Below are 20066 nucleotides of genomic sequence, written 5' to 3' on the forward strand. Positions count from 1 at the left end.
CTGGTCCGCGTTGCACAGCCCGCTCTCGATTGCCCGACTTCGTGACGCGGCGTGATTCATGCGCAGGGATCAGCTCGGGTTCGGTGAGTGCAGGAAGATCAACGGCATGGACGCCTTCGACAGTCTCCGGACCTTGAGACCGCCGCGGTTACGGCCAGGGGACCGGGTGCGGATCGTCGCTCCGGCCTGTCCGCCCAGCCGCGAGCATGTCGCCCGTGGCGTTGAGGTACTGACGTCATGGGGGCTTCGGGCCGAGGTGGGTGAGCACGTCTTCGACCAATGGGGGTACATGGCCGGTCGGGATGAGGATCGCGCCTTCGACCTGAACTCCGCGTTCGGCGACCCGGGAGTCCGCGCTGTGTTCGCCGCCATGGGCGGCAAGGGCACCTACCGCATCGTCGACGACCTCGATACCGACGCGCTGCGCCGTGACCCGAAACCGGTGGTCGGCTTCAGCGACATCACCCACCTCCACCTCGCCCTGTGGACTCGATGCCGCTTGGCCTGCCTGCACGGCCCCTTCCCCAACGCGAGCGACGACTGGTGCGGGCCCTCATCGGCCGACGCCGTTCGCCGCGCGCTGATGACCACGGATCCCGTCGTCATCCACCGGGACACCGACCAGGCCAGTGCGGCCGTCACCGTCGAGGGCACCGCGATCGGTGTCCTGGTCGGCGGCAACCTGGACGCGATGCGCACCGAGGCCGGCGCCGGTCTGCCGAGCCTCAAGGGAGCGATCCTCTTTCTCGAGCACAAGAGAGGAACGGGGTTGGGGGAGGTCGACCGCGCGCTGACCCAACTGACCCGTAGCGGGGCTCTGGACGGGTTGCACGGGGTCGCGCTCGGCCAGTTCACCGGCTTCGACCAGGATGCCGATGACCCGGCCCTGGGAGGCTGGGGCATCGCCGACGTCCTGCGCGACCGGCTGACCCGCCTGGATGTTCCAGTCCTCGGCGGACTCCCTGCCGGACACGGCCCGCACCCTCCGACCATCCCGCTCGGCACTCAGGCCACGATCGACACAGCCGCCGGAACCCTGACCGTGCAGCCGGCCGTCGCCTGACCGCCGACTGCCTTGCCCGGTCGGCAAGGCCGGGCAACAACGGTGCCGGACGCTGTGCGGTCGCCGGGAACCCATCGGCTCCGGGTCCACCGCTGTCTGTGGGCGTCCCGGTTCTGGTTCACCGCAGGCGGCGGGACTTCAGGGCCGGCGGGTGCGGTAGGGGAGCGGCCTAAAACCGCTCAGTCAGGCGTTTCAGATCGTGATCCGGAGGCGGCTCCCCCGGAAACGCGCTGGTCAGTCGAAGATGGCGCAGTTGACCGCGTCCATCAGGGCCGCGCCGGTCTGGTGCGCCTGCTTGGTGAGAAGAGTGGACGTGGCGAAGAAGAAGGCGGCCGTGCGACGGCCGGTGGAGTCGGTGACGTTGTAGGTCGCGTAGCCCGGGACGATGCCGACGTGGTCCCAGACCGTGCCACAGCCGGTCTTCGCCGTCTCGATGCCGAGCCCGTAGCCGAGCTCGTCCGGGTCCCCCGGCCCGATCTCCGGCACGGTGGTGCGCATCTCGGCCAGTTGGGCGGCGGGCAGCAGGCGGCCCGACATCAGCGCGCCGTAGAAACGGGACCAGTCACCGGCGGTGGACACGATCGCGGCATCCGCTCCGTCGGCCGTGACGTAGTCGCCGGTGACGTCCACGTGGTCGTCGTGCTGCGGTCCGGCGTAGTTCCTGAACTCGTCGGGGACGTCCGGTGGCATGTGGGCGGCGTCAGGTTCGTAGCCGTGCGCGTGCCGGTCGTGCCAGGCGGAGCCGGTGGCGTAGAAGGTGTGCCGGAGCCCCAGGGGTCCGGCGATCCGGTCCCGCACCAGCGCCGCGAGGCTCTTGCCGGTGGCCTTCTCCAGGACGGCGCCGATCGCGATGTAGTTGGTGTTGCTGTACGACCACTCGGTGCCGGGCTCGAACAGTGCCGGGTGTCCGCTCACCAGGCTCAGGATTTCCGTCGACGTCCATACGTGGGGGTCCTGGCCGGTGAGGGCCGGTGCGAGAGCGGGGTCGTCGGTGTAGTCGAACAACCCACTGGTGTGGTTGAGCAGCATGCGCAGGGTGATCGCTCTGCCGTTGCGCACCTGGCCGGGCAGCCACTTGTCGACCGGGTCGGTGAGGGCGAGTCTGTGCTCGGTGACCAGTTGCAGGACGAGGGTGGCCATCACCGTCTTGGTGTTGGACGCTTCTCGCACCTCGTCGTCCGCCCTGAGCCGATGGTCCTTCTTCGTCCAGGCGGCCTGCTCGGAGATCTCGATGGGCCTGCCGTGACCGTCGTCCACCCGCACGGTCACCCCGGGCACTCCTTCCTCCACCAACTTCCGCGCCAGCTCCCGCAGGTGAGCGCGTGTCTGCGCAGTGCCGTCCTGTCGGACCGCCGCACTCTCGCGGACGGTGTTCGCACTCGACGGGGCCGCAGCGAGGGGCACGACGAGGGCTGCGGACACCGCAACCATTGCTACTGCGCGTAACCCCGTCAGTTGCGGGCGCCGTCGAACACGCACATTCACTCGCAATTCATGCTCCTTCGAGAATCCGGGAAGGCCGTCGGGCACGATCGGCGGACGGGAAGGAGAACACCGGATTCCGCCCGGCGGGCCGTGCACAGCCCTGGGCAATCCTTCGGAGAATAGTCGGAGGCCGGGTGAAAAAGATGAATATCGTTTACTCGATCATGTTTTCCTGGGCGGAGTCCGCGGAACGAGCGGTGGCCAGCCGCTGCCCTGGCTCGATGACGGTGCTGGGCCAAACGCGGATATGTGGGCCACCGCCGATGAATCACGCAACGCCGTGCCCTGGTGGCCCAACGGCAGGGACGAAGTGACGTTGCATCATGCCGTTGGGCGAGTGATCGCCGATACGCACCGGCGCGCCGGACATCCAGGCGTCTCCGTGTCTCAGATGAACTGGTCTCCGTGGGGATGTGGTTCGCCCCGCCGACCTTCTCCTTCCGAAGGTCGGGGTGGCGGCAGAAAGAGTGGTTCTTCCTTCGCCGCGTGGCCGCGCGCATCACATCGAGGTGCAGATCGTCTGCCGCGACCGTGCCGGCTCCTTCCGTGACGGCACAGAAAAGGGGCCCACCAGTCACCTGATGGGCCCCTCCTCCCCGCGTACCCCGTCAGGCCACCGTCTCGGCCGGCTCCGGCTTGCGGTGCCGGCCGCTGGGGGCCGTCTCGCTGTCCTGCCCCGAGACGTGACCGCGGTGCTTGCCGTGGCCGTCCGTTTCCTGAAGGTCGGCGGACAGCGGCTGGGACGTGCTGGCGTCGCTCATCGGAAGAATTCACCCCGTCAACATGATCTTTCTACAGCGCGGTGAGTTTATCGGGCCCACCACGGGGCGCTTCCAGGCGGGCACGCCGACCGGTGCTAGTTCGTTACAAGCCGGGCCAGCGGCGCCTGTTGCAAGGGCACCGGACGGGCCACGACAGGCCCCGGAGGATCCGGTTCCGCCGGCTTCCCGGGCGTACCCGACGCCCCGGCAGCCGCGCCGTCATGAACCGGATCCCCCAGGCCCGCGTCCCCCGGCCCCCCGTACTCCCCCGTCTCCCCCCAGGGCACCGCGACCGCCGCCACGCCGCACGGGACCTCCCCCGTGGCGTACGGCAGCCGCAGCACCCCGTTCTGCGTCCACACCCCGGCGCCCGTCAACCACCCCTCGGGCGGCGGGAGATGACACATCCTGCGCGCTCTGGGCCGCCAGGCCCCCACCCAGCTGCCGAGCGGACCCTCGATCCGCAGCGCCACCCCGCAGCTCTCCGGCACCAGCACCTGCTCCGGCTGGACGGCGAACGGTGTCACCACGCAGTCCGGGCACTCCGGCACCCGCAGGCTCTCCGGGAAGCGCACCGGCAGCGTGCTGCCGAGGACACCCCAGCCCAACCGTTCCTGCCCGGGGCTGGGCGCGTCCGAGCCGACCAGGATCAGCCCGCTGTCCGGGTCGGCGAGCAGCAGCCGGTCGTCGCTGTCCGCCGCGATCTGGAGCAGCGGCGACACCTCGCCGCCCCGCTCCAGATCGACCACGACCGCCTTGGTCCGACCGCCCAGCTCCCGGTCCAGGGCCAGCATCCGCCCGGCCCGGTCCAGCCAGACCCCGCCCGAGCAGCGCCCCGGCACCATCGCGAGCTGTTCCGGCCCGAAGGCGCCGCCCGCCACCAGCCAGACGGTGGAGGAGCGCGGCCCCACGGCGAGCGCGTACGCCCGCGCACCCCCCGGCGCCGGCGGCAGCAGCCATAGCGACGTGCCCTCGTCCGGGCACTCCACCGCACCCAGCGGCAGCTCGCCGGTGCCCGGCCCGGTCGGATAGAGCAGGGCGAAGTGGTGCCGCCCGTCCACCAGCCGGCGGATGAGCACCCGCCCGTCCCCCATCGGCTGCACCTCCGTGCCCGGCTCCTCCGGCTGGTTGCCGGGGAGCGGAACGGCGTACGGCTCGGGGCCGTCCAGCGTCCACCGCTCGGGGTACCAGGAACCTTCCCGCTGGGCCAGCCGGGCCGCGTACGCCCCGTCCACCGTGATGGTGCAGCCCGCCCCCGGCGCGCTGTCGTCCTCGTCCGCGGACGGGGGCTCGATCGCACAGGCCGTCATCGTTCGGTCACCTCCGGCCACGAAGCTAGTTTTCGTACGCACAGGCGGGGGACCGGCTACCCATGGCTTCACACATACGGGTGCACGCCCGGCGATTCGCCTGAGGAAACGGGGACGGGTGTGCTGCGCGTCGCCTCCCGTGGGCGAGCAGGTACGGCCCCGCGGAACAGGCAGGTAGCCTTTCCCCGTGCCCCGTCTGTCAGAAGTCATCGCCGCGCTGGACAACCTGTGGCCCGCCGAGCGGGCCGAGTCCTGGGACGCGGTCGGTACGGTCGTGGGCGACCCCGGCCAGGAGGTCACGCGCGTCCTCTTCGCCGTCGACCCGGTCCAGGACATCGTCGACGAGGCGGTGAAGCTCGGCGCCGACCTGCTCGTCACCCACCACCCCCTCTACCTGCGCGGTACGACGACGGTCGCGGCCTCCCACTTCAAGGGTCGGGCCGTGCACACCCTGATCAAGAACGACATCGCGCTGCACGTCGCCCACACCAACGCCGACACCGCCGACCCGGGCGTCTCCGACGCCCTCGCCGGCGCCCTGGACCTGCGCGTCGTACGACCCCTGGTCCCGGACCCGACCGACCCGGAGGGCCGCCGGGGCCTCGGCCGGGTCTGCGAGCTGGACCACCCGGTGACCGTCCGCGAGCTCGCCGAGCGGGCCGCCGCCCGCCTCCCCGCCACCGCACAGGGCATCCGCGTCGCCGGCGACCCCGAGGCCCTCGTCCGCACGGTCGCCGTCAGCGGCGGCTCCGGCGACAGCCTCTTCGACGTCGTACGCGCCGCCGGGGCGGACGCCTTCCTCACCGCCGACCTGCGCCACCACCCGGCGTCGGAAGCGGTCGCCCACAGCCCCCTCGCGCTGCTCGACGCGGCGCACTGGGCCACCGAATGGCCCTGGTGCGAGCTGGCCGCCACCCAGCTCGACGAAATCTCCGACCGCCACGGCTGGGACCTGCGCGTGCACGTCTCCAGGACGGTCACCGACCCCTGGACCAGCCACTCACCGTCCCTTGGAGCCCCCAACTGAACGCCGCGCCCGCCGACCAGATCCGACTCCTCGACGTCCAGGCCCTGGACGTGCGTCTCCAGCAGCTGGCGCACCGGCGCAGGTCGCTGCCCGAGCACGCCGAGATCGAGTCGCTGACCAAGGACCTCACCCAGCTGCGCGACCTGCTCGTGGCCGCGCAGACCGAGGAGAGCGACACCGCCCGCGAGCAGACCAAGGCCGAGCAGGACGTGGACCAGGTGCGCCAGCGCGCCGCCCGCGACCAGCAGCGCCTGGACTCCGGCGCGGTCACCTCCCCGAAGGACCTGGAGAACCTCCAGAAGGAGATCGTCTCCCTCGCCAAGCGCCAGGGCGATCTGGAGGACGTCGTCCTGGAGGTCATGGAGCGCCGCGAGTCCGTGCAGGAGCGGGTCGCCGAGCTGACCGAGCGGGTCGGCGCGGTCCAGGGCCGGATCGACGAGGCCACCGCCCGCCGGGACGCCGCGTCCGAGGGGATCGACGCCGAGGTGGCGACGGTGACCAAGGAGCGCGAGGTCATCGCGGCCTCGGTCCCGGCGGACCTCCTCAAGCTCTACGACAAGCTGCGCGAGCAGCAGGGCGGCATCGGCGCGGCCAAGCTGTACGCCCGCACCTGCCAGGGCTGCCGCCAGGAGCTCGCCATCACCGAGCTGAGCGAGATCCGCTCGGCCGCACCGGACACCGTGGTGCGCTGCGAGAACTGCCGCCGCATCCTGGTGCGCACCTCCGAGTCGGGTCTGTAGGAACACTTAAGGGGCGTACGTGGCAAGGGAGTTCATCGTCGAGGCGGACGGCGGATCCCGGGGCAACCCGGGACCGGCCGGCTACGGCGCGGTGGTCGTCGACGCGGCGACCGGCGAGACGCTGACGGAGGCGGCCGAGTACCTCGGCGTCGTCACCAACAACGTCGCCGAGTACCGCGGCCTGCTGGCGGGCCTGCGCGCGGCCCACGCCCTGGACCCGACCGCCACGGTCCACGTCCGCATGGACTCCAAGCTGGTCATCGAGCAGATGTCCGGCCGCTGGAAGATCAAACACCCCGACATGAAGCCCCTCGCGGCGGAGGCGGCCCGGGTGTTCCCGGCGACGCAGGTGACGTACGAGTGGATCCCACGCGAGAGCAACAAACACGCGGACAGATTGGCGAACGAGGCGATGGACGCGGGCAAGCGGGGCGAGCAGTGGTCGGCTTCGGCGTCTACTGCGGAATTCGACGCCCGCGCCACAGCGCCCCGTAAGGGGCGCGGGGCTGAGACATGTGCGGCTCCGCCGCGTGGGCGCGACCAGCCCCCACCGGCCGGCACTGCGACGACCACCGACACCACCCCCGCCGACACCCGCGCCGCCCGTACCGTAGCGAGCCCCGGCTGGAGTTCGGCCCCCGACCTCGGCGCCCCCGCCACTTTCGTGCTGCTCCGCCACGGCGAAACCCCCCTCACCCCCCAGAAACGCTTCTCCGGCAGCGGCGGCACCAATCCGGAACTGTCTCCCGTCGGCCTGGAGCAGGCGCAGCGCGCCGCCGACGCCCTCGCCCGCCGCGGCACGATCGAGACGATCCTCGCCTCCCCCCTCACCCGCACCCGGCAGACCGCCGCGGCCGTCGCCGAGCGCCTCGGCCTCGACGTCACGATCGAGGAGGGCATCAAGGAGACGCACTTCGGCGCCTGGGAGGGCCTCACCTTCGGCGAGGTCCGCGAGCGCTACCCCGACGACCTGACCACCTGGCTGGCCGACCCGTCGGCCCACCCCACCGGCGGCGGCGAGAGCTTCGCCGAGACGGCCACCCGGATCGCCGCCACCCGCGACAAGCTGATCGCGGCCTACGCGGGCCGCACGGTCCTGCTCGTCACCCACGTCACGCCCATCAAGACGTTCGTGCAACTCGCCCTCGGCGCCCCGCTCCAGTCCCTGTTCCGCATGGAACTGTCGGCGGCCTCGCTGTCCGCGGTGGCGTACTACGCGGACGGCAACGCGAGCGTACGGCTCTTCAACGACACGTCCCACCTGCGTCCCTGACTCCGGGCCGCCCGGATCGCCCGGACCCGAGCCCCGCCGCCGCCCGGGCCAGCTCCCGGACCCGGGCCCAGTCCCCGGCGGCGACGGCGTCCGCCGGGACCATCCAGGTACCGCCGACGCAGCCGACGTTGGGGAGGGCGAGGTACTCCGGCGCGTTGTCCGGCCCGATCCCTCCCGTCGGGCAGAAACGGGCCTGCGGCAGCGGACCGGCGAGCGACCTCAGATACGCCGTGCCGCCCGCCGCCTGCGCCGGGAAGAACTTCATCTCCCGCACCCCGCGTTCGAGCAGCGCCACCACCTCCGAGGCGGTGGACACCCCCGGCAGGTACGGCACCCCGGACGCGGCCATCGCCGCCAGCAGCCCGTCCGTCCACCCCGGGCTGACCAGGAACCGCGCCCCGGCCGCCACGCACTCCGTCACCTGATCCGGCGTCAGCACGGTCCCCGCACCGACCACCGCCTCCGGCACCGCACCGGCGACGGCCCGGACGGCGTCGAGCGCGGCCGGCGTCCGCAGGGTCACCTCGATGACGGGCAGCCCGCCCGCCACCAGCGCCCGCGCCAGCGGCACGGCATCGGCGGCGTCCTCGATGACGACGACGGGCACGACGGGCGCGAGGTCCAGCAGCGAGGTGGGCATGGCGCCATCCTGCCGAGGCGATGCAGAGCACGCAAAGGCCATTGCGTATGCTGCAACGCCGTACGGTGCGGCCTCAGTGCGCGGCCTCAGTGCGAGGCCTCAGTGCACCTCTGTCACCAGCACGTCCAGCGACCACGCCTGCCCCGCCTTCGCGGGCGCCGCCACCTCCACCTCGTACCCCAGCTCCCGCAACGCCTCCACCAGTTCGCCCGGACCGCCCGGCGCGGTCCCGGCGGTCAGCAGACTCCGTACGATCCGCCCCTTCGTCGCCTTGTTGAAGTGGCTGACCACCTTCCGCGTCGGCGCGTGCAGCACCCGCACGGTCGCCGTCCGCGAGGCCACCTCACCCTTCGGCTTCCACGCCGCCGCGTACGCCGCCGACCGCAGATCCAGCACCAGCCCCGTCCCGGCCGCCGCCGGCAGCACCTCGGCCATCGGCCCCCGCCAGTGCGCACCCAGCGCACCCAGCCCCGGCAGCTTCACACCCATCGAGCAGCGGTACGACGGGATCCGGTCCGTCACCCGGACCGCGCCCCACAGCCCCGAGAAGACCAGCAGCGACCGCGCGGCCCGCTTCTTCGCGGCCGCGTCCAGGGAGGCCAGGCCGAGGGCGTCGTACAGCACCCCCGTGTAGATCTCCCCGGCCGGCCGCGCGCCCGCCGTCCGCAGCGCCGTGTTCTTGGCGACCTCGCCGCGCAGTCCCTCGCTCAGCCCGAGCACCTCGCGGGCCTTCTCCTCGTCACCGGAGCACAGGTCGACCAGTTCGGCGAGCACGGCCTCGCGCGCCGCCGCGAGCCCCGGCAGGGACAGCGACTCCGGCTTCAGCGGGGCACCGCGCCCCGAGGACGCCTTGCCCTCCGAGGGCGGCAGCAGGACCAGCACAGGTACTCCTCTTCACCGACGACTTCACCATCGACGTTCACGACCGGCGTCTCATCATCAACGCCTCGCGCCAGCGTAAAGCGCCGGACCGGCGTGCTGTGACTACGCTCGTCCTATGCCCCGCCGCCACATCCGCGTCAAGGGTGCCCCCGAGGCCCCCCTCCGGGCCGCGCTCGCCGCGCTCCGGGCCGACCTGCACATCCCCGAGAACTTCCCGCCCGAGGTCCTCGCGGAGGCCGAGGGCGTCGCAAGGCTCCCGGCCGTGCCCGGCCACGACGCGACCGACATCCCCTTCTTCACGGTCGACCCGCCCACCGCCGAGGACCTGGACCAGGCGATGCACCTGTCCCGGCACGACGGCGGCTACCGGGTCCGGTACGCCATCGCCGACGTCGCCGCCTTCGTGGTCCCCGGCGGCGCCCTTGACTCCGAGGCGCACCACCGCGTGAACACCCTCTACTTCCCCGACGAGAAGGTCCCGCTGCACCCCGCCGTCCTCAGCGAGGGCGCGGCCAGCCTGCTCCCCGGCCAGACCTGCCCGGCCGTCCTGTGGACCATCGACCTGGACGGAGACGGACGGACGCGGACCGCCGACGTCCGCCGGGCCCTGGTCCGCAGCCGGGCCAAGCTCGACTACGCGGGCGTGCAGAAGCGGATCGACGAGGGCACCGCCGAGGAGCCCCTCGCGCTGCTCAGGGAGATCGGCGAGGCCCGCGAACGCCTCGAGGTGGAGCGCGGCGGCATCTCCCTGGGCGTGCCGGAGCAGGAGATCGTCGAGTACGACCACACCTACGAGCTCAGCTACCGCGCCCCGCTGCCCGCCGACGCCTGGAACGCCCAGATCTCCCTGCTCACCGGCATGGCCGCCGCCGACCTGATGCTGGCCTGCGGCACCGGTGTGCTGCGCACCCTCCCGGTCGCTCCCGACGGCGCGGTCGCCCGCCTGCGCCGTACCGCGCACGCGCTGCGCATCGAGTGGCCGCACCATGTCTCCTACGCCGCGCTGATCCGCTCCCTGAACCCGCGCCGCCCCCGCCACGCGGCCTTCCTCCAGGAGTGCACCACGCTGCTGCGCGGCGCCGGCTACACGGTCTTCCGCGACGGCGTCCTCCCCGCGGTCACCACCCACGCGGCCGTCGCCGCCCCCTACGCCCACTGCACCGCCCCGCTGCGCCGCCTGGCCGACCGCTACGCCTCGGAACTGTGCCTGGCGGCGGCCGCGGGCGAGGCCCCGCCCGACTGGGTGCTGATGGCGCTGGACACGCTCCCGAAGCAGATGGCCGAGGGCGCGCGGCGGGCCGGCACGGTGGAGCGGGAGTGCGTCGACATCGTCGAGGCGGCGCTGCTCAAGGACCGGGTCGGGGAGGTCTTCGACGGCTGCGTGGTGGAGGTCGAGGCACGGCAGCCGACCGTGGGGAAGGTGCTGTTGCAGCAGCCCGCCGTCATAGGCCGGATCGAGGCCGCCGAACCTCTCCCGCTGGGCGAGCGGCTGCCGGTCCGGCTGACGGAGGCCGATCCGGGGACGACGAAGGTACGCTTCGCGCCCGCGTGAGCTGTTGTACGAGACCGGTGGCGTCGTCGGCGTGGAACCGGACGACGCCCACCTCCCGTCGGCGGCCCAGCAGACTCAGGTGGGCGACCGGCTCTGCGAGTTCGAGGGTCACCGAGGTCTGGGAGCCGACTGGCAGGTCGAGTTCGCCGGCCTTCTTCTCGTGCAGGTAGCGCGTCTCGCGCCGGACGGCCGTGATCGCGTCCAGCGGTATGCGCAGGTCGAGCCGGACGCCGCTGCGGACGTGCAGCGCGTCCGGGGTCAGCAGGTGGGGGTGGACCACGGAGGCGGCGTGCAGGCCGACGACGAAGAGGACGGTGTAGACGTCCAGGACGAGGACGACGAGGTGCACGGCCGGCCAGTGGCGCAGCAGCACCGACACCCCGATCGTCTCGATCACGCACACGAAGGCGAGCCCGAACATCATGGCGCCCTGACCCCGGGCGTACCCGAAGCGCACCCCCGCGCCTCTGGTCCGCCGGGCGGCCCACAGCACCACGCTCACCAGCAGTCGCACCTCGTGCCGGAGCACGGCGTACACCGCCTTCACGGCCGTTCCCCGGCCTTCCCGGTCACGACGATGTCCAGTGCCCGGCGGATCGCCGCGGCCTGGGCCGGGGCGACGTCGGCGTAGAGGGCGCGCAGGAAGCCGTCCTCGTGGTCGATGACGTCGTCGGGAAGCACCTCGTGGGGGATGCAGCCGGCGAGGACCCGGGCGGCCTCGGCCACCCGGGGGTCACCGGGGTCCGCGTCGGCGAGCGCGTCGAGCAGGGCGTAGGCCTCCGCCGCCCGCGCCGTCGCCTGCGGTGACCCGGCGATGGCACCGGCGAGGGACATCAGCCGTTCCCGGGCCGCCGGATCGGCGATCGTCTCCATCAGGGCGAACACCTCACGGTCCTTGGCGGCCATCGGGGAGCCGGCGAGCCGCGGGGCCGTCTCGGCGAACAGGGCGGCCAGTTCGGGCGAGACGGGCCCCTCGGCGGGCAGCTCGCCGGTGTCCAGCAGGGCCCGCAGCCGCTGCCGCCGCTCCCTGATCTCCGCCTCCTGCCGGGCGAGGTCCCCGTCGAGTTCGGTGAGCACCTCGACGAGGTCCTTGCCGGCGTCGTCCGCGAGCACGTCCCGCACCTCGGCGAGGCCGAGCCCCAGTTCGGTCAGCCGCCGGATCCGGGCGAGGACGACGGCGTGCCGGAGGGTGTAGTCCCGGTAGCCGTTGGAGAGCCGCTCGGGCTCGGGCAGCAGGCCCTGGTGGTGGTAGTGCCGCACCGCGCGTGTGGTGACGCCGACGGTGGCGGCGAGTTCTCCGATCCGCATGTGACCAGTAGAGACGTTGACGTCGCGGCAGGGTCAAGCGGCGGTGCCGGTCACGCGGCGACGAACCAGCGGGTCAGGGCGTCGTCGAGGTCGTCCCCTTGGTCGTTCTCGTCCGCGGCCCAGGCCACGAACCCGTCGGGCCGTACGAGGAGACCGGTCAGTCCCGGCCGCCCCGGACAGGCCGCGGTGACGACGTCCAGCCGGTCGCCGTACCCCTCCGCGCGGGCCCGCAGCTTCGGGTCGTCGGCGAGGTCGAGAAGCACGGCACGGCCGTCGTGCAGGTGGTCGCCGAGCCGGGTGCCGTCGGAGAGTTCCAGGTCCGGGGCGCTCTGCCCGGTCAGCGGGTGGCCGCCGGGGAGGTCGTAGTGCTGCCAGACGCCGGAGATCTGCTTGACGAGGTACGTCGTCCCGGTCGTCGTCAGCGCGAGATCGGTGACCACCCGGCGCAGGGCGCGGGCGTGCCGGTCGGGGCGCATCACGGCGATCTGGGCGCGGGTCCAGTCGAGCACCCAGGCGCCGATCGGGTGCCGTTCGGCCGTGTAGCTGTCGAGCAGGGTCTCGGGCGCGGTCCCGCGCACCACGGCGGCGAGCTTCCAGCCGAGGTTCATGGCGTCGCCGAGCCCGAGGTTGAGCCCCTGCCCGCCGAACGGCGAGTGCACGTGCGCCGCGTCCCCGGCGAGCAGCACCCGCCCCTTGCGATAGCTGCTCGCCTGCCGGGCGTTGTCGGTGAACCGGGTCGAGGAGTGCACCTCGTGGATGGTCACCTCGGCCACCCCCGACACCCGGCGCAGGGCGGCTTGCAGCTCCTCGGCGGTGACGGGCGCGGAGCGGTCGGCGGGCGGCCCGTCGAACTCGACGGTGAGGATCCGGCCGGGGAAGGGCCCGTTGACGTACGTCCCCACGCCGGTGGTGTTCCACCCGGCCCCCAGCCGCTCGCCCCCGCTCATCTCGACGACCGCCTGATAGCCGGTGATCTCCGGCTCGGTCCCCGGGAAGTCGAACCCGGCGAGCTTGCGGACGGTGCTCCGCCCGCCGTCGCACCCCACGAGCCACCCGGTCCGGACGTCTTCGCCGCTACCGAGGTGTACGACCACCCCGTCGGCGCCGCCGTCGGCGTCCTCGTCGGCGTCGAAACCGGTCAGCTCCACGCCCCGGCGGATCTCGACGCCGAGCCGCTCGGCGCGGGCGCCCAGGATCCGCTCCAGCTCCACCTGCGGGACGCCGAGTCCGACGCCGTCGGCGGGGCCGATGTCGGCGAACGCCGGGTCGGAGTCGTCGAACAGCTCCCCGCGCATCATGATCCCGGCGAAGTGCCCGGCGAACTTCGGGGGAGTCCGGGGCGCGTCGGCGCCCTGCCCCCGCCCCTGCTCCCGGTCCCCGAGGAAGGCCCGCATCCGCCACCGGTTGCGCTCCCAGGCCGCCGTGAGGTCGGGCAGCAGCCCGCGCCGGTAGAGGGTCACGGCGCCGGCCGTGTTCATCCCGCCCGCCTTGATGGTCTCGTCCACCTCGGCGAGCCGCTCCACGACCAGTACGTCCGCGCCGCCGAGCCGCAGCTCGCAGGCGAGGAAGAGCCCGACGGGCCCGCCCCCGGCCACCACCACGTCGTAGTCGTTCTCGTGTGCAGTCCTCATGCTTTCGCTCATGACTTCACTGTAGTCACTAAAACTTTCGAGCGGCTATAGTTTTCTCGTGATCGATGAGAACAGGCCGGGCAGGCCGGGGGAGTCCCTGCGGGAGCGCAAGAAGCGGGAGACGCGGCAGCGGATCTCGAACGTCGCGACGGTGATGTTCCGGGAGCGCGGCTTCGAGCAGGTGACGGTCGTGGAGGTCGCGCGGGCGGCCGGGGTCTCGGCGATGACCGTCTTCAACTACTTCCCGCGCAAGGAGGACCTGTTCCTCGACCGCATCCCGGAGGCCGTGGCGGCCTTCGCCGGGGCGGTACGGGACCGCGCGCCGGGCGAGCCCCCGCTCGCGGCGCTGCGCCGTCTGGCCTTCCGGTTCATCGACGCACGCCATCCGCTGGGCGGCGTCGGCGAGAACTTCGCGGGCTTCTGGCCGGTCGTCGCCGACTCCCCGGCGCTGCGGGCCCGGGCCCGTGAGGCGGTGGAGGAGGTGGAGCAGGCGCTGGCCGCCGCGCTGGCCGAGGCCGGGCTCGCCGACCCGGAACTGGTGGCGGCCGTGACCGTCGCCGCGTACCGCTCGGTGTGCGTCACCTCGGTGCGCCGCCAGCTGGCGGGGGACCGGTTCGCGGAGATCGTCGAGGACCACCGGGAGCGGATGGGGGCGGCGTTCGACGCGCTGGAGCGGATGGTGTCGTGACCGCACCGCACCCCCTTGACGGCTAACGCCGTTAGCCTTACCGTCGTGGCTAACGGTGTTAGCTGAATTGCCCTCGGGAGGCAGCCATGACCGGCACCACGAACGTCACCCCCGCTGGCCGTACCGTCACCACGGTGGCGCGCCGCACCGCCTGGCTGGCCGCCGCCCTGTTCTGGACGGCGTTCGCGGTCCTGGAGGGCGTGAACCACGGCTGGCTCGCCGGCGCCCTCGCCCTGCTCTTCCTGATCCTCCCGGACCTCACCTTCCTGGTGGCCCTGGACGAGGCGCCCCGGATGGCGAAGGGGCAGCTGGCGCCGCGCGCGGTGCCGTACTACAACGCGATGCACCGGGTGCAGGCGCCGCTGGTCCTGCTGGTGGCGTACGCGGCGCAGCCCTATTTCTCCTGGCCTCCGGCGTTCGCCGCCCTCTGCGGCTGGCTGGCGCACATCTCGTACGATCGCGCCTTCGGCTACGGACTGCGGACGAAGGAGGGCTTCCAGCGTGACTGACGCGACCGACACGACCGAAGCGACCGACACGACCGAAGCGACCGACATGACTCGGGCGACCGACCGGCTGACGCCGAGGGCGCGGGAGATCGCGGCGGCGGCCCGGGACCTGCTGGAGGAGTCCGGCCCCGCCGTCCTCACCATGCGCACCCTCGCCGACCGCCTGGGCATCAAGGCCCCCTCGCTCTACAAGCACTTCCCCGACAAGCACGCCGTGGAGGTCGAACTCATCGCGCAGATGCTGGAGGAGTCGGCCGAGGCACTGGAGGCGACGGAGTCCCGCACCCCCGACTCCTCCGGCTCCTCCGGCTCACTGGGGGCGCTGACCGAGGCGTACCGCACATATGCCCTGGCCCACCCTCACCTGTACTGCCTGGCCACGGAACGTCCCCTCCCGCGCGCTGCTCTGCCGCCCGGCCTGGAGGACAGGGCTGCTCTCCCCCTCCTGCGGGCCTGCGGCGGGGACCTCGACCTGGCCCGCGCCACCTGGGCATTCGCGCACGGCATGGTGATCCTGGAGATCCACGGCCGCTTTCCCGAGGACGCCGACCTGGACGCGGCATGGAAACGGGGCCTGCGGACGTTGCACCCTTAGCGCAAGGGGGTGCGAACGTGGCCGAACAGGCACGGTGGACAAGAGCACGACTGGGCCACTGCGGCCCGCCGGTCGACATGCTGACGGCCAGCTTCGACAAGCATGTCTACGCCCCGCACACGCACGCCGAGTTCTCGATCGGGGTGTGCGTGGCCGGCTCCGAGGTGATCGCCTACCGGGGCGGCCACATCCACACCGGCCCCGGCTCGATCGTCGTCCTGGCCCCCGGCGAGATGCACACGGGCGGTCCGGCCACCCCGACCGACGGCTACGCCTACCGCGCCCTGTACGCGGCCCCGTCCCTGCTGGCGGACGGCACGCTGGACGCCGTACCGCACTTCCGGGACCCGGTCGTCGACGACCCGGAGCTGGCCGCGGCCCTCCGCCTGGCCCACACCGAACTGGCCGCCTGCCCGGACCCGCTGGAGGCCGAAACCCGCCTGCCCTGGCTGCTGACGGCCCTGTCCCGCCGCCACTCCACGGCGAGACCGGCGAGGGACGAGATACCCGGAGCCCACGGCATATCCCTCCTCGTCCGGGACCGCCTGGCGGACGAACTCACCACCCCACCCTCCCTCGCCGACCTGGCGGCCGACCTGGGTCTCTCCCGCTACCAGCTCCTCCGGGCCTTCCGTACGACGATGGGCGTCCCGCCGTACGCGTGGCTGGCCCAGTACCGGGTGAACCGCGCCCGCGCCCTGCTGGAAGCGGGCCTGCGCCCCGCGGAGGCCGCCACGCTCGTGGGCTTCGCCGACCAGGCCCACATGACCCGCTGGTTCCGCCGGGTCTTGGGGGTGACCCCGGCGGCGTACCGCAACAGCGTTCAAGACGCGGCACGGTACTGACAGCGAAGCTTGCCGCATGACTGCACGCGGCTGGTTCCTCTTCTCCCTCATGGGAGTGATCTGGGGCATCCCCTATCTGATGATCAAGGTGGCGGTGGACGAGGTGTCCCCGTCGATGGTGGTGTTCGCACGTTGTGCGGTGGGCGCCCTGCTCCTGCTCCCCCTGGCGATCCGCCAGGGCGGCCTGTGGCTGACCGTCCGCACCCACTGGCGCCCGATGCTGGCCTTCGCGTGCATAGAGATCATGGGCCCGTGGTTCACCCTGACCGACGCGGAGCGCCACCTGTCCAGCTCGACGGCGGGCCTGCTGATAGCGGGCGTACCGATCGTCGGAGTGGTGGCGGCGAGGTACTTCGGCGGCGAGCGGGAGCACCTGGGCGCACGACGTGTGGTGGGCCTCCTGATCGGCCTGGCCGGCGTGGGCGTCCTGACCATCCCGCACCTGACCGGCGGCGACGCCCGCTCCCTCGGCGAGGTCCTCCTCACGGTCATCGGCTACGCGACGGCCCCCCTCATCGCGGCCCGCCGCCTGAAGGACGTCCCGACGCTGCAGCTGATAGCCCCCTGCCTGACCCTGGCGACCCTGGTCTACGCCCCCGCGGCGGCCGCGACCTGGCCCTCCTCCCTCCCCTCGACGAACGCCCTGCTCTCCCTCCTCGCGCTGGGCGTCCTCTGCACGGCGGTGGCCTTCGTGGCCTTCCTGGAACTGATCAAGGAGATCGGCCCGACCCGCTCGACGGTCATCACCTACGTCAACCCGGCGGTCGCGGTGGCGGCGGGAGCGCTGTTCCTGGGCGAGAGCTTCACCCCGACCATCGCGGTCTCCTTCGCACTGATCCTGGCGGGTTCGGTGCTGGCGACGGCGTCCTCGGCACCGAAGGGGCCGGCGCGCCCGGTAGCATGGTCCACACGGCAGACGAGCCGGGCGGACGGCCGCGTGGAGTCCCCTTGACGGGGGGCTTCCCGAGGAACGTCCGGGCTCCACAGGGCAGGGTGGTGGCTAACGGCCACCCGAGGCGACTCGCGGGACAGTGCCACAGAAAGCAGACCGCCGGGGACCTCGGTCCTCGGTAAGGGTGAAACGGTGGTGTAAGAGACCACCAGTGCCCAGGGTGACCTGGGCAGCTAGGTAAACCCCACCCGGAGCAAGGTCAAGAGGGGACACCCCGGTGTCCCTGCGCGGACGTTCGAGGGCTGCCCGCCCGAGTCCGCGGGTAGACCGCACGAGGCCGGTGGCAACACCGGCCCTAGATGGATGGCCGTCACCCCGGCACCCGCGAGGGACCGGGGTACAGAACCCGGCGTACAGCCCGACTCGTCTGCCGCTGAGGCTCTGACCTGGCCTTATGGCCTGGTCGGGGCCTTTTCTCGTGCCTGGAGCCGTCCCGCTTCTACCTGGGACCTCCCGGGAGGCCGGGAGCTGCTCGTCCGACACCGCACTCGACGGTGCCTGAATCACCTGCTCGGCCTGCTCGTTCTCTACTACAGTCGCCGTCATCAGACGCGGTTCCTTGATCATCGGATCCGCCGTCCATCAGACACTTGCCCCTTCGTTCCCGCGGCGGTGCAGGCAGCCGGTGAAGGGGGCGACCAGGACGGCCGGCGGCGGCCTTTCTGGGTACGGCCTGGGCTACCTTCGCGGGAGAGAGTTCCGATATGCTCCCGCTGTGGTTCCGGACCGGGTCCGTACGGTTGGGTGGTTCTGGTTTGGGTTGATCTCGGGGAACAGCCTCCGGGGCATCCATCAGATGCAGTCGGGCAGCCAAGTAGCCTGCCTGGAAGCGGCTCTCGGCCGCTAGTCGCTTCATCAGGACGGCGACGATCCGCCGGTAGGTGCGGGTCGCCATCGATAATCGTCTGGCTCCCAGGTCGTCCGTGGCACCCAGAAGTAATTGGTAGAGCACTTTGCGCTCCCGGTCGTCCATGTCGATGACGCACGGTTCGTTGGAGTCCGCATCGACGGTATGGCCCCCAGTGCCGATTCCCTCCTCCATGACGCGGGCCATGCGTGTGCTGTACACGATGACCGCGCCGTCCTGGAAGTTTCGGCCGTTTCCGGCGATGACCACGCAACGGCCGTCCACCACAGCCATGCAGGTGAGATTCCCCGAGGGTGGTGTGCTCTCGCTCAATGGGGTGTCCGACGGGCCCGGATCAGTCACGGGCTTCGCTCGGTGAACCCGTACCGGCACTCCCGAACGGGCGATGTCCCTGGCGGTGCGCAGTTCGTCGGAATCAGTGCGATCGACGGCGGGAATCACCAGGGTGAGTGACGACCGGGATTCTCGAAGGATTTGGTAGACAGCACGCGGCATCCCAACGGTTTGCATGTGCATATCTTGATGAAATCCCCCACTGCTCCGACACTCGCGAGAGAGACGCCAGGCAGAGGCGCCCCCGCGGCCCTGTATTTGTCTGTACCAAAGATACTGACCGCACTCTGACGTGTCCAGTGTCCGTTCACGGGGCGGGGCGGGGCGGATGCGCGCCGAGGTGTACGTTCCGGGTTATGTTGCGGCGGCCGTCGTACGGGGAACTCGTGACGCTGGTGGCCGTAGAGACATGCGTGATCGACGAACTGAAGGTCACGATCGCCGAGTTGACCAGCAGTCAGGACAGCGCGCCGCGCCGGGCTCGGGTGTGGGACACCCGGATGCCTGGACGCGGCTGGAATATTCTCATTGTGTCGGCCGTTGCCAGGCGGATCCCTTGGGTCCCACGGCGAGGAGTGCCACGCGGGGCACTTCCGCCACGAATCGGTTGCCGGCCGCATAAATCGTCGGCGAACTCCGGAAATCCCCCCGGCGGTTGACGGCGCCCAGATAGGCAGCGTGATCGAAGTACTGCTCCAGGGAATGCCAGGCGGCCTCCGCGTTCTCGTACTCGGCGAAGAACTTGTGGATTCCGTACATCTCCTGGATGTAGTCGCACATACCCTGACGGGCTTCCTCCGCGGAGTCCGCCACGACGGTCAGCGGGTCGTAGAAGTCGACCAGCTGAGCGGGGATCCCGGCATGATCGAACAACTCGGTCAGGTGCGCACGCGAAAAGTGCCGGTAGTCGTGACCGGCAGTCGAGTACGGGTGCACCACCTCGGTGAAGAACCGTGCCATCGGGCTCGTCTCGTCGAAGTCGTGGACCAGTACCTGGCCGTCGGCGCGGACCACCCGAGCGGCCTCGGCGATGGCGGCGGGACGGTCCACAGGGGATATGTGATGGGTTCCGTAGGCGAGAAGCACGGCATCCACCGCATCGTCCCGCAGGAACAGGAAGTCGGCCGACTGGCGCACCGCTGGGAGGCCGTGCTCCAGGGCACGTTCGACCATGGTTCCGGACACGTCGCCGGTCACAACGCACAGCCCGGACAGGACCGGGTCCGCGGCTGTGGCCAGGGCCCTCGCGATGGTGCCGTCCCCGCCCAGGACGTCGAGCACAGTGGCGGCGCCGGATCGCTGCGGTGCCAGCAGACCCAGGATCTGGCGTATCCCGGTCCAGCGGACCATCGTGTTCCGCTGCGCCTTGCGGTACGAGTCCCCTCGTCCCGTGCCGTCGGAGTCGAACTCCGTGACCGTGTCCGCCAGGGCAGCGAGGGCGGCTTCGGTGCCCGGGCGTCCGAGATCCAGCAGCGAGGACAGGAGCGGATGTGTGGCGGCGACCGTGCTCAGGTAGGTGCCGATCGTCATTGTCGGCAAGTAGTTCAACGCCTCTACGGGGAAGGCCGATTCGGGAGACTTGTCATGTTGGACTGTCATGGTGG

General features: G+C 71.6%; 19 protein-coding genes, 1 other RNA gene and 2 pseudogenes. 12 read left to right on the forward strand and 10 right to left on the reverse strand.

Annotation, left to right across the window (positions count from 1 at the left end; translation table 11 throughout):
- The first annotated feature begins 106 nt into the window (after nt 1-106).
- Nucleotides 107-1063 carry a S66 peptidase family protein gene (locus ACWGKQ_RS08090; protein WP_453291200.1) on the forward strand — a complete coding sequence of 319 codons (957 nt, stop codon included), beginning with the start codon at nt 107-109 and terminating at the stop codon, nt 1061-1063.
- Nucleotides 1064-1297: 234 nt separating this feature from the next.
- Here the strand turns inward: ACWGKQ_RS08090 and ACWGKQ_RS08095 are convergent, their stop codons facing one another.
- A complete protein-coding gene (locus ACWGKQ_RS08095) occupies nt 1298-2332 on the reverse strand; it encodes a serine hydrolase domain-containing protein (RefSeq protein WP_453291042.1) in 1035 nt (344 codons plus the stop codon).
- Between the two features lie 385 nt (nt 2333-2717).
- Between ACWGKQ_RS08095 and ACWGKQ_RS08100 the strand changes: the two are divergent.
- Nucleotides 2718-2927, forward strand: a pseudogene (locus tag ACWGKQ_RS08100) (hypothetical protein); the annotation flags it as partial.
- Nucleotides 2928-3156: 229 nt separating this feature from the next.
- On the opposite strand, the gene ACWGKQ_RS08105 reads toward ACWGKQ_RS08100, so the two are convergent.
- Both ACWGKQ_RS08105 and ACWGKQ_RS08110 read right to left on the reverse strand, forming a co-directional pair.
- Nucleotides 3157-3309 carry a hypothetical protein gene (locus tag ACWGKQ_RS08105; protein ID WP_453291043.1) on the reverse strand — a complete coding sequence of 51 codons (153 nt, stop codon included), beginning with the start codon at nt 3307-3309 and terminating at the stop codon, nt 3157-3159.
- Nucleotides 3310-3404: 95 nt separating this feature from the next.
- A complete protein-coding gene (locus tag ACWGKQ_RS08110; protein WP_453291044.1) occupies nt 3405-4619 on the reverse strand; it encodes a hypothetical protein in 1215 nt (404 codons plus the stop codon).
- A 187-nt stretch (nt 4620-4806) separates the two neighbouring features.
- Here ACWGKQ_RS08110 and ACWGKQ_RS08115 point away from each other — a divergent pair, with 187 nt between their 5' ends.
- From ACWGKQ_RS08115 to ACWGKQ_RS08125, 3 genes are read left to right on the forward strand one after another with little or no spacing between them, the layout of a single operon-like run.
- The gene (locus ACWGKQ_RS08115; protein ID WP_453291045.1) at nt 4807-5646 is read left to right on the forward strand and encodes a Nif3-like dinuclear metal center hexameric protein; all 840 of its coding nucleotides are present in this window, start codon (nt 4807-4809) and stop codon (nt 5644-5646) included.
- Nucleotides 5643-6386: a zinc ribbon domain-containing protein gene (locus ACWGKQ_RS08120; RefSeq protein WP_453291201.1), complete on the forward strand. Its 744-nt coding sequence runs from the start codon at nt 5643-5645 to the stop codon at nt 6384-6386. Before ACWGKQ_RS08115 ends, ACWGKQ_RS08120 begins: the two co-directional genes overlap by 4 nt.
- A 19-nt stretch (nt 6387-6405) precedes the next feature.
- Nucleotides 6406-7659 carry a bifunctional RNase H/acid phosphatase gene (locus tag ACWGKQ_RS08125; protein WP_453291046.1) on the forward strand — a complete coding sequence of 418 codons (1254 nt, stop codon included), beginning with the start codon at nt 6406-6408 and terminating at the stop codon, nt 7657-7659.
- Here the strand turns inward: ACWGKQ_RS08125 and ACWGKQ_RS08130 are convergent.
- Both ACWGKQ_RS08130 and yaaA read right to left on the reverse strand, forming a co-directional pair.
- Nucleotides 7631-8299, reverse strand: coding sequence for a bifunctional 4-hydroxy-2-oxoglutarate aldolase/2-dehydro-3-deoxy-phosphogluconate aldolase (locus ACWGKQ_RS08130; RefSeq protein WP_453291047.1), 669 nt, complete (start codon nt 8297-8299; stop codon nt 7631-7633). The genes ACWGKQ_RS08125 and ACWGKQ_RS08130 overlap by 29 nt on opposite strands.
- A 99-nt stretch (nt 8300-8398) precedes the next feature.
- Nucleotides 8399-9181: a peroxide stress protein YaaA gene (yaaA, locus tag ACWGKQ_RS08135; RefSeq protein ID WP_453291048.1), complete on the reverse strand. Its 783-nt coding sequence runs from the start codon at nt 9179-9181 to the stop codon at nt 8399-8401.
- 115 nt (nt 9182-9296) lie between these two features.
- Between yaaA and ACWGKQ_RS08140 the strand changes: the two genes are divergently transcribed.
- Entirely contained in the window at nt 9297-10733 is a 1437-nt protein-coding gene (locus tag ACWGKQ_RS08140) for an RNB domain-containing ribonuclease (protein ID WP_453291049.1), read from the forward strand.
- Here the strand turns inward: ACWGKQ_RS08140 and ACWGKQ_RS08145 are convergent.
- From ACWGKQ_RS08145 to ACWGKQ_RS08155, 3 genes are read right to left on the reverse strand one after another with little or no spacing between them, the layout of a single operon-like run.
- Nucleotides 10624-11280 (reverse strand): hypothetical protein, encoded by a 657-nt coding sequence (locus ACWGKQ_RS08145; RefSeq protein WP_453291050.1) that lies wholly within the window; start codon nt 11278-11280, stop codon nt 10624-10626. The genes ACWGKQ_RS08140 and ACWGKQ_RS08145 overlap by 110 nt on opposite strands.
- Complete coding sequence (locus tag ACWGKQ_RS08150; RefSeq protein WP_453291051.1) at nt 11277-12041, reverse strand: MerR family transcriptional regulator; 765 nt, start codon at nt 12039-12041, stop codon at nt 11277-11279. Before ACWGKQ_RS08150 ends, ACWGKQ_RS08145 begins: the two co-directional genes overlap by 4 nt.
- A 50-nt stretch (nt 12042-12091) precedes the next feature.
- Nucleotides 12092-13684, reverse strand: coding sequence for an FAD-dependent monooxygenase (locus ACWGKQ_RS08155; RefSeq protein ID WP_453291052.1), 1593 nt, complete (start codon nt 13682-13684; stop codon nt 12092-12094).
- A 46-nt stretch (nt 13685-13730) separates the two neighbouring features.
- Here ACWGKQ_RS08155 and ACWGKQ_RS08160 point away from each other — a divergent pair, with 46 nt between their 5' ends.
- The 5 genes and pseudogenes from ACWGKQ_RS08160 to ACWGKQ_RS08180 all read left to right on the forward strand — a co-directional run.
- Nucleotides 13731-14360, forward strand: coding sequence for a TetR/AcrR family transcriptional regulator (locus ACWGKQ_RS08160; RefSeq protein WP_453291053.1), 630 nt, complete (start codon nt 13731-13733; stop codon nt 14358-14360).
- Between the two features lie 86 nt (nt 14361-14446).
- Nucleotides 14447-14869: a DUF4260 family protein gene (locus tag ACWGKQ_RS08165; protein WP_453291054.1), complete on the forward strand. Its 423-nt coding sequence runs from the start codon at nt 14447-14449 to the stop codon at nt 14867-14869.
- Between the two features lie 46 nt (nt 14870-14915).
- Nucleotides 14916-15464, forward strand: a complete 549-nt coding sequence (locus tag ACWGKQ_RS08170) for a TetR/AcrR family transcriptional regulator (RefSeq protein WP_453291202.1) — start codon at nt 14916-14918, stop codon at nt 15462-15464.
- Nucleotides 15431-16309, forward strand: a complete 879-nt coding sequence (locus tag ACWGKQ_RS08175) for a helix-turn-helix domain-containing protein (RefSeq protein ID WP_453291055.1) — start codon at nt 15431-15433, stop codon at nt 16307-16309. Before ACWGKQ_RS08170 ends, ACWGKQ_RS08175 begins: the two co-directional genes overlap by 34 nt.
- A gap of 79 nt (nt 16310-16388) precedes the next feature.
- Nucleotides 16389-17108, forward strand: a pseudogene (locus ACWGKQ_RS08180) (DMT family transporter); the annotation flags it as partial.
- Here the strand turns inward: ACWGKQ_RS08180 and ACWGKQ_RS08185 are convergent.
- Nucleotides 17057-17218, reverse strand: coding sequence for a hypothetical protein (locus ACWGKQ_RS08185; RefSeq protein WP_453291056.1), 162 nt, complete (start codon nt 17216-17218; stop codon nt 17057-17059). The pseudogene ACWGKQ_RS08180 and the gene ACWGKQ_RS08185 sit on opposite strands and share 52 nt — an antisense overlap.
- 8 nt (nt 17219-17226) lie before the next feature.
- On the opposite strand from ACWGKQ_RS08185, the gene rnpB reads away from it, so the two are divergent.
- An RNA gene (gene rnpB, locus ACWGKQ_RS08190) (RNase P RNA component class A) lies at nt 17227-17631 on the forward strand.
- Between the two features lie 1356 nt (nt 17632-18987).
- On the opposite strand, the gene ACWGKQ_RS08195 is transcribed toward rnpB, so the two are convergent.
- The gene (locus ACWGKQ_RS08195) at nt 18988-20061 is read right to left on the reverse strand and encodes a class I SAM-dependent methyltransferase (RefSeq protein ID WP_453291057.1); all 1074 of its coding nucleotides are present in this window, start codon (nt 20059-20061) and stop codon (nt 18988-18990) included.
- Between the last annotated feature and the right edge of the window lie 5 nt (nt 20062-20066).

The sequence above is a fragment of the Streptomyces sp. NPDC054770 genome, from assembly GCF_053611985.1.

What these genes read in the sequence shown, in the direction of transcription:
- ACWGKQ_RS08110 (WP_453291044.1), bottom strand. Translation starts at nt 4,619, where the DNA reads ATGACGGCCTGTGCGATCGAGCCCCCGTCCGCGGACGAGGACGACAGC.
- ACWGKQ_RS08090 (WP_453291200.1), top strand. Translation starts at nt 107, where the DNA reads ATGGACGCCTTCGACAGTCTCCGGACCTTGAGACCGCCGCGGTTACGG.
- ACWGKQ_RS08105 (WP_453291043.1), bottom strand. Translation starts at nt 3,309, where the DNA reads ATGAGCGACGCCAGCACGTCCCAGCCGCTGTCCGCCGACCTTCAGGAA.
- ACWGKQ_RS08140 (WP_453291049.1), top strand. Translation starts at nt 9,297, where the DNA reads ATGCCCCGCCGCCACATCCGCGTCAAGGGTGCCCCCGAGGCCCCCCTC.
- ACWGKQ_RS08170 (WP_453291202.1), top strand. Translation starts at nt 14,916, where the DNA reads ATGACTCGGGCGACCGACCGGCTGACGCCGAGGGCGCGGGAGATCGCG.
- ACWGKQ_RS08155 (WP_453291052.1), bottom strand. Translation starts at nt 13,684, where the DNA reads ATGAGCGAAAGCATGAGGACTGCACACGAGAACGACTACGACGTGGTG.
- ACWGKQ_RS08175 (WP_453291055.1), top strand. Translation starts at nt 15,431, where the DNA reads ATGGAAACGGGGCCTGCGGACGTTGCACCCTTAGCGCAAGGGGGTGCG.
- ACWGKQ_RS08130 (WP_453291047.1), bottom strand. Translation starts at nt 8,299, where the DNA reads ATGCCCACCTCGCTGCTGGACCTCGCGCCCGTCGTGCCCGTCGTCGTC.
- ACWGKQ_RS08165 (WP_453291054.1), top strand. Translation starts at nt 14,447, where the DNA reads ATGACCGGCACCACGAACGTCACCCCCGCTGGCCGTACCGTCACCACG.
- ACWGKQ_RS08195 (WP_453291057.1), bottom strand. Translation starts at nt 20,061, where the DNA reads ATGACAGTCCAACATGACAAGTCTCCCGAATCGGCCTTCCCCGTAGAG.
- ACWGKQ_RS08150 (WP_453291051.1), bottom strand. Translation starts at nt 12,041, where the DNA reads ATGCGGATCGGAGAACTCGCCGCCACCGTCGGCGTCACCACACGCGCG.